Source organism: Microbacterium sp. CH12i, from assembly GCF_000685355.1.
In the GTDB taxonomy this organism is placed as follows: Bacteria; Actinomycetota; Actinomycetes; order Actinomycetales; family Microbacteriaceae; genus Microbacterium.
In genome coordinates this window covers 1-5,858 of sequence record NZ_JHET01000005.1, presented here as the reverse complement: position 1 = coordinate 5,858, position 5,858 = coordinate 1, and the positions used below count along the sequence as shown (strand labels likewise).

Sequence of the window (5,858 nt, the reverse complement as noted above, 5' to 3'; positions counted from 1 at the left end):
GCAGGTTCTCAGCTACTTCCTGGTTGTCTTTATCGCGGCGCCGCTCGCGCTCATCACCGGACTCAGGATGTCGCCCGGGCTCGCCGCGCACTTCAATCCCCTCCACCGGGCGTTTCCCCTATCCGCCGCGCGCAAGATCCACTTCGCCACCATGGTCTTCTTCGTCGCCTTTATCGTCGTCCACGTCACCCTCGTTTTCGCAACCGGGGCACTCAACAACCTCAACCACATGTATGCGGTCAACAACGGCCAAAGCTGGCTCGGCTTTGCAATCTTTAGCGCCTCACTTGTCCTGATGATCGTCGCATGGATCGCAGCGAGACCGTTCGTACTGCGATCGATTGCGGGTCGAATCGGCACCGTTTCACGATAGTAACGTTCTGGACGTTTCCTCTCGGATGGCGTCGATCGGGGGAGCGCCCGGCGAGTTCGGCACCCTCAGACATTTGGTCCTCGAGAAGTGAGAAAACTATGCGCACGACGAGCACAACTCAATACAACTCATCTGAATCGGGATCGCTTCCCCCATTGGAACAAGTGCGTGAAGACGTGTGGGCTCTGGCACAGCCAATGGCAAGAAGCTATCTTCCTTACTCATTCACGTATCTCCTTCGCGATACGCAGGGCGGCTTTCATGTAATAGATCCTGGTTCGGACTCGGATGAGAATTGGGCCAACATACTTGCAGCGTTTTCCCAACTCGACGCGTCCCCGGCGGACGTTCGCACGATCATAGGAACGCACTTACACCCCGACCACATCGGAATGATGCAGCGTCTTCGTGAGGCATCAGACGCGACTACACAAATGCACTTCGTCGAAAGACAAGCACTTTCTGGTCAAGTTGCCGATGAGTGGGGTGCCGCCTCAGCGGAAAAGCCTATTCAGTGGGGTGTCCCCGATGATCGGAAACTTGAGATACGGCGAATGGCAGACGACCTACCGCGGCTGGTCGTCCCCAAGCTCGACCAATCAATCGACGACGGCGAGAAACTACAAATTGAAGGTTTTGACATTACTGTCATGCTGACCGCAGGACACACATCTGGGCATATCTGCTTACGTGACGACTCACGATCGCTGATGTACTCCGGCGACCACGTTCTCCCGACCATTCACGCGGGTCTGGGGCTAGGCGGAAAGACCGTGTCGAACCCGCTCGCCGACTACCTAGAAAGTCTGGAGCGAGTGAGCGAATATCCCGACTATGAAGTTCTCCCCGGACACGGTTACCGTTTTGTCGGCATTGCGGAAAGAGCCGCAGCCTCAGCTGAACATCACTTGCGGCGCGTCCGCGAGGTCGCTGATGTCATCGGCAGCACACCGGAGCTATCGACTTGGCAGATAGCATCGCAACTGACGTGGACGGCCGGGTGGGAGAACCTCAAGGGCTTCTATGTATATTCCGCACTTGCGCAGACAGATTACTACCGCGAGTACGTAGAAAATTTGATGGTCAACCAGCCGAATCCCGGCCGTCCAATTGAGCCGGGTTGATGCGGCGAACCGTCCGCAACCAATAGTCCGGATCGACATGTAGGAGGCGGGATATCTAGCGCTCCTGACTCTTCCGTGGGTGTTCTCCACGAACCCGGGTACCGCGTCGTCCTAATCGGCCCAGGTGCGGATCGGGATCTGCGACTTCAGTAGTGTCCCGGGCTTGGTATGGGACCGGCCCCGGGAGAGCAGTTTCGCCCGTTCCGGGGCGAGCCGGCGGTCGATCGTCGTCGCCGCGCTGATGCGGAACTTGACAAGCTCCATCGTCGTCGTTGCTGTACCGCTGAACAAATACCGCACGCTCGCCCCTGATCTTCTGGCTGGCAGAACGGTCATCGACGCGATGAACTACTGGGCACCCATCGACGGGGAGATCGACGAGTTCGAGAACGATGAGCGGACGAGCAGCGAAATTGTGCAGGCTTACCTCTCCGGCTCGGACGTCGTGAAGACTCTCAATCACATCGGGTACCACGACCTCGAAGAGGACGGCAGGTTGCCGGGTTCCGAAGACCGGCGTGCTCTGGCCCTGGCTGGCGGCAATAACGATGCGAAAGCCCTCGTGGCGGGCTTCATCGATCGCCTTGGCTACGACCCGGTGGATGCGGGTCCGCTCGAATCCGGACGGGCCTTCCAGCCCGGCACCGAGATCTTCAACGGCAGCCACTCGGCAACACAGCTGCGGTCAATCCTCGCCGCCGACCGCGAACCCGCCCGGGCCTGAACCCCTGCATTCAACAACCACAGCACTGCAATCAGGAGAACATCATGGAACTGGGCGCCTACAGCTTCGGCGACACCCCACGCAACCCCGACGGAAGCCTCCGGCCCACCGCGGAGGCCATCAGCAACCTCCACGAGGCGATCATCCTGGCCGACCAGAACGGGCTGGATTACTTCGGCGTGGGCGAGCACCACACCCTCGACATGCCCGCATCTTCCCCGGGTTCTGTGATCGCGCCGCGGCGGCGGCAACGAAGCAAATCAAACTCGGCAGTGGCGCGAGCATCATCAGCACCGACGACCCCGTACGGGTGTTCCAGCAGTTCGCCACCGGCCGACGCCGTCTCCGGCGGCGGCCGGGTGGAAATCATCGCCGGCCGCGGATCCTCGGTGGAGACGTTCCCGCTCTTCGGCTACGACCTGAAGGACTACGACCGGCTCTACGCCGAAAAACTGGACCTGCTGATGAGCATCAACAACAGCACAGCCGAAAACGTGACCTGGTCCGGCACCGTCCGGCCGGCGCTCCACGAGCTGGCCGTCGTGCCACGGCCGGTCAACGGCTCCCTGCCCGTCTGGGTGGCCACCGGCGGTAGCGCCCCGTCCTCGGTCCGCGCCGGAAAGCTCGGCCTGCCCATCTCTTACGGCATCATCGGCGGAGCCCCCGCCAGGTTCGCCCCGCTCGCCGACCTCTACCGACAGACCGCCGCGCAGGCAGGACACACCGGCGAGAACATCAAAGTCTCCGTGGCAACCCTCGGACTCGTCGCTCCCACCAAGAAAGAAGCGCTGGAACGCTTCTACCCCGGCTGGGTCAACCTCAACATAGAAATGGGCAAACTCCGCGGCTGGCCCGCCCCTGACAAGCGCCAGTTCCTGGCCCAGGCAGACTTCCCCGGCGCGTACTACGTCGGAGACCCCGATGAAATCGCCCAGCGCATCGCGGACCTGCACGGGCACATGGGACACATGCGCCACTTCCTGCAGATGGACATCGGCGGCCTGCCCCAGGAGCACTTCCTCGAATCCTTAACCCTGCTCGCCACCGAGGTCAAACCCCGCGTCGAACGCCTCCTGGCCGGCAAATAGGCCACGCCTGCACGCACGCATCACCCCCAACTTCCTCAAACCGTAAGGAAAGAACCTTCAACACTGACGTACTACCGAACTTGACTACGATACGCCGCCCTGGAGCCCCACATCTCTGCGAGGGACTGTCGGAAACGGTGGATCTGGGACTGGCTTGACCGAAAGGTAAGGCAGTGACTCAAATGACCGAGATGATCGATCCTGTGACGGGAGAGATCATCGATGAACAGCAGAATGCCGAGCAGCTGCTCCCACAGGCGAAAGAGCAGGGCGTCATCCTCGTGGGCCCGGGAGGGCTGCTCGCTGGGTTGACGAAGACGGTGTTGGAGACCAGACTGCGCTCGAGCTTGAGATGGCCGAGCACCTCGGCTATGAGAAGCACCAGGCGAGCGACAACGGCAACGCCTGTAACGGGACGAGGCCTAAGACGGTGCTCACCGAGGTCGGTGCCGGCGAGATTGACGTGCCGAGGGACCGGGATGGGTCGTTCCAGCCGAAGATCGTGAAGAAGCGGCAGCGCCGGCTGGACGGGATCGATGAGATCGTGCTGTCGCTGACCACCCGCGCGCTCACCACCGGTGAGGTCGCAGCGCACTTCGACGATGTTTATGGCGCCTCGGTGTCCAAGGACACGATCTCGAACATCACTGACAAGGTGATCGAGGAGATGACCGAATGGCACAAGGTGCCCGCCGGCGCCTACCGTGGCGGCTGCGCGTCGCAGGATCGCGGTGCGCCGGAGCTGGACGGGTGAGTGCAGGAAGCTGGCGGTCACCAGATCGAAGGGGCCGTCGTCAGGCTCACGCTGCGCCAGGTCCGCAGTGACGAACCGGGCGTCCGCCCCAAGCCGCTGGCGTTGGGCCTCGCTGCATGAGCGGGCGGTGGCGGAGATGTCCACGCCGGTGACGGTCCGCCCCTGGGTGGCGGGCCAGATCGCGTCGGCGCCCTCCCCGACCCCGGTCCAATGCGTTCCCGGTGCCAGGTGCTGCACGGCGTCAACCAGCGGGGGTTGGGACGGCCAGACCACACGCGCTCCTGAGGATTCTGGGAGGGCGCGTCGTGGTGCGTGGTGCCTGTCATCGTCCGAACAGGCGGGCAAAGAACCCGCCCGTTGCGGGCTCCTTCTCCTTGTCGTGGCCGGGGCACCACTGGCCGGCCGGCACGGTGCGCTTGACCTCGGCGATGTGCTGGCCGCAGCCGGTCCAGGTGGTCTTGCCGCAGGTCTTGCAGGTCACAGGTCGGCACATGAGTCGTTTCTCCTTAGAGGGCTGTGTTTCGGTTCGGTTCGGGTCGGAAGGATGGCTGGTTCAGGCGAGGGCGAGGAACAGCTTCTCCAGCTCCTCGGTCGTGATGTCGTCGGCGCGTTTGGTGCCCTCGGGGTCGGCGATGCAGTCCTTCATCGCGGTGGAGATGATCGCGAACCCGGCACGGTCCAGGGCCGAGGAGACCGCGGCGAGTTGGGTGACCACCTCCCGGCACGGGGAGCCTGACTCGACGGCAACGATCACGGCGTCGAGCTGGCCGCGGGCGCGGCGGAGCCGGTTGAGGATGCGGCGCTGGGTGTCGAGGTCACTCATGGACATGCGAACTCCTGTTCTGAACGGCGGCGATGCTCGCCGCCAGATCGACGTCCTGGTGGGCGTCGGGGAACCCGAGGGTGTTCTGCGGGGCGTGCGACTGCCTGCGGGGGGCGAGCCAGTCCGCTGGGCACCATCCCGTGATCGCCATGACCGCGACCAGCACGGCGAACAGGCCCGCCACCGCCGCTGTCACGGGGTCGGTGGGCAGCATGGATGCGGCGAACGCGGCGGTGACCACCGCGACGGCGCCGCGGGCCAGCCGCCCCCAGACGCCAACACGGCAGGCCGGAGCGGAGGTCAGGGAACGGTCAGGCATGGGCGGGTTCTCCTTCGGTTGTCAGGACCCGGGTGGCATCCGGGCCGAGCGCGGCGCGCAGGGTGAGCATTCCGCCGGAGAGCGAGGCCGAGTCGAACCCGGCCTGAGCGAGCACGCGGTGTGCGATCGCGGACCGCACGCCGGAGGCGCATAGCACCCGCACCGGCCGCCCACTGGCGGCGTCGGTCACCTCGGTCAGGCGGTCGCGCAGCTCGGTGTGCGGAATGTTGACCGCCCCGGGCAGGTGCCCGGTGGAGTACTCGTCCCGGCTGCGCACATCCAGCACCAGCGCGGAACCGGTCACCCTCTCCAGCTCGTGCGGATACCAGAGCCGGAGGGTCCCGTCGAGGACGTTCTGCCCGACCATCCCGGCCAGGTTGACCGCATCCTTGGCCTGCCCGTACAGGGGCGAGTAGGACAGGTCCAGGTCGATCAGGTCGGCCACCACCATCCGGGACCGGATCGCGGTCGCGAGCACATCGATCCGCTTGTCCACCCCCTGGGCGCCCACCGCCTGCGCGCCCAGCAGCAGCCCATCTCCGGCGCGGAAGTGGACGCTCAGGTGAATCTGGGTGCGCCGGGGAAGTAGCCGGCGTGCTGATTCGGGTGCAGATGCACCGTCCGGTAGTCGATCCCTGCCGTCTCCAGGGCGG

General features: G+C 64.2%; 7 protein-coding genes and 4 pseudogenes. 5 read left to right on the top strand and 6 right to left on the bottom strand.

Annotation, left to right across the window (positions count from 1 at the left end):
• Positions 1-373: pseudogene (locus tag DC31_RS06420) on the top strand (cytochrome b/b6 domain-containing protein); the annotation flags it as partial.
• Positions 307-1,497, top strand: coding sequence for an MBL fold metallo-hydrolase (locus tag DC31_RS17520; RefSeq protein WP_081813749.1), 1,191 nt, complete (start codon positions 307-309; stop codon positions 1,495-1,497). The pseudogene DC31_RS06420 and the gene DC31_RS17520, both read left to right, overlap by 67 nt.
• A 114-nt stretch (positions 1,498-1,611) precedes the next feature.
• Here DC31_RS17520 and DC31_RS19255 read toward each other — a convergent pair.
• Positions 1,612-1,734 (bottom strand): annotated as a pseudogene (locus tag DC31_RS19255) (integrase); the annotation flags it as partial.
• 13 nt (positions 1,735-1,747) lie between these two features.
• On the opposite strand from DC31_RS19255, the gene DC31_RS06410 reads away from it, so the two are divergent.
• From DC31_RS06410 to DC31_RS19250, 3 genes and pseudogenes are all read left to right on the top strand, one after another.
• On the top strand, positions 1,748-2,221 hold the full coding sequence (locus DC31_RS06410; RefSeq protein ID WP_081813748.1) for an NADPH-dependent F420 reductase: 474 nt from the start codon (positions 1,748-1,750) through the stop codon (positions 2,219-2,221).
• 44 nt (positions 2,222-2,265) lie between these two features.
• Positions 2,266-3,309, top strand: coding sequence for an LLM class flavin-dependent oxidoreductase (locus DC31_RS06405; RefSeq protein ID WP_200872876.1), 1,044 nt, complete (start codon positions 2,266-2,268; stop codon positions 3,307-3,309).
• A 191-nt stretch (positions 3,310-3,500) separates the two neighbouring features.
• A pseudogene (locus DC31_RS19250) lies at positions 3,501-4,000 on the top strand (transposase); the annotation flags it as partial.
• A gap of 48 nt (positions 4,001-4,048) precedes the next feature.
• Here DC31_RS19250 and DC31_RS20485 read toward each other — a convergent pair.
• The 5 genes and pseudogenes from DC31_RS20485 to DC31_RS06390 form a co-directional block, all read right to left on the bottom strand.
• Positions 4,049-4,207, bottom strand: a pseudogene (locus DC31_RS20485) (class I SAM-dependent methyltransferase); the annotation flags it as partial.
• A gap of 178 nt (positions 4,208-4,385) precedes the next feature.
• Positions 4,386-4,556, bottom strand: a complete 171-nt coding sequence (locus DC31_RS18670) for a hypothetical protein (RefSeq protein ID WP_200872875.1) — start codon at positions 4,554-4,556, stop codon at positions 4,386-4,388.
• 60 nt (positions 4,557-4,616) lie between these two features.
• On the bottom strand, positions 4,617-4,892 hold the full coding sequence (locus DC31_RS06395) for a metal-sensitive transcriptional regulator (protein ID WP_036278390.1): 276 nt from the start codon (positions 4,890-4,892) through the stop codon (positions 4,617-4,619).
• A complete protein-coding gene (locus DC31_RS18080) occupies positions 4,879-5,205 on the bottom strand; it encodes a YgaP-like transmembrane domain (RefSeq protein ID WP_152545360.1) in 327 nt (108 codons plus the stop codon). Before DC31_RS18080 ends, DC31_RS06395 begins: the two co-directional genes overlap by 14 nt.
• Positions 5,198-5,701, bottom strand: a complete 504-nt coding sequence (locus tag DC31_RS06390) for a rhodanese-like domain-containing protein (protein ID WP_327036829.1) — start codon at positions 5,699-5,701, stop codon at positions 5,198-5,200. Before DC31_RS06390 ends, DC31_RS18080 begins: the two co-directional genes overlap by 8 nt.
• Between the last annotated feature and the right edge of the window lie 157 nt (positions 5,702-5,858).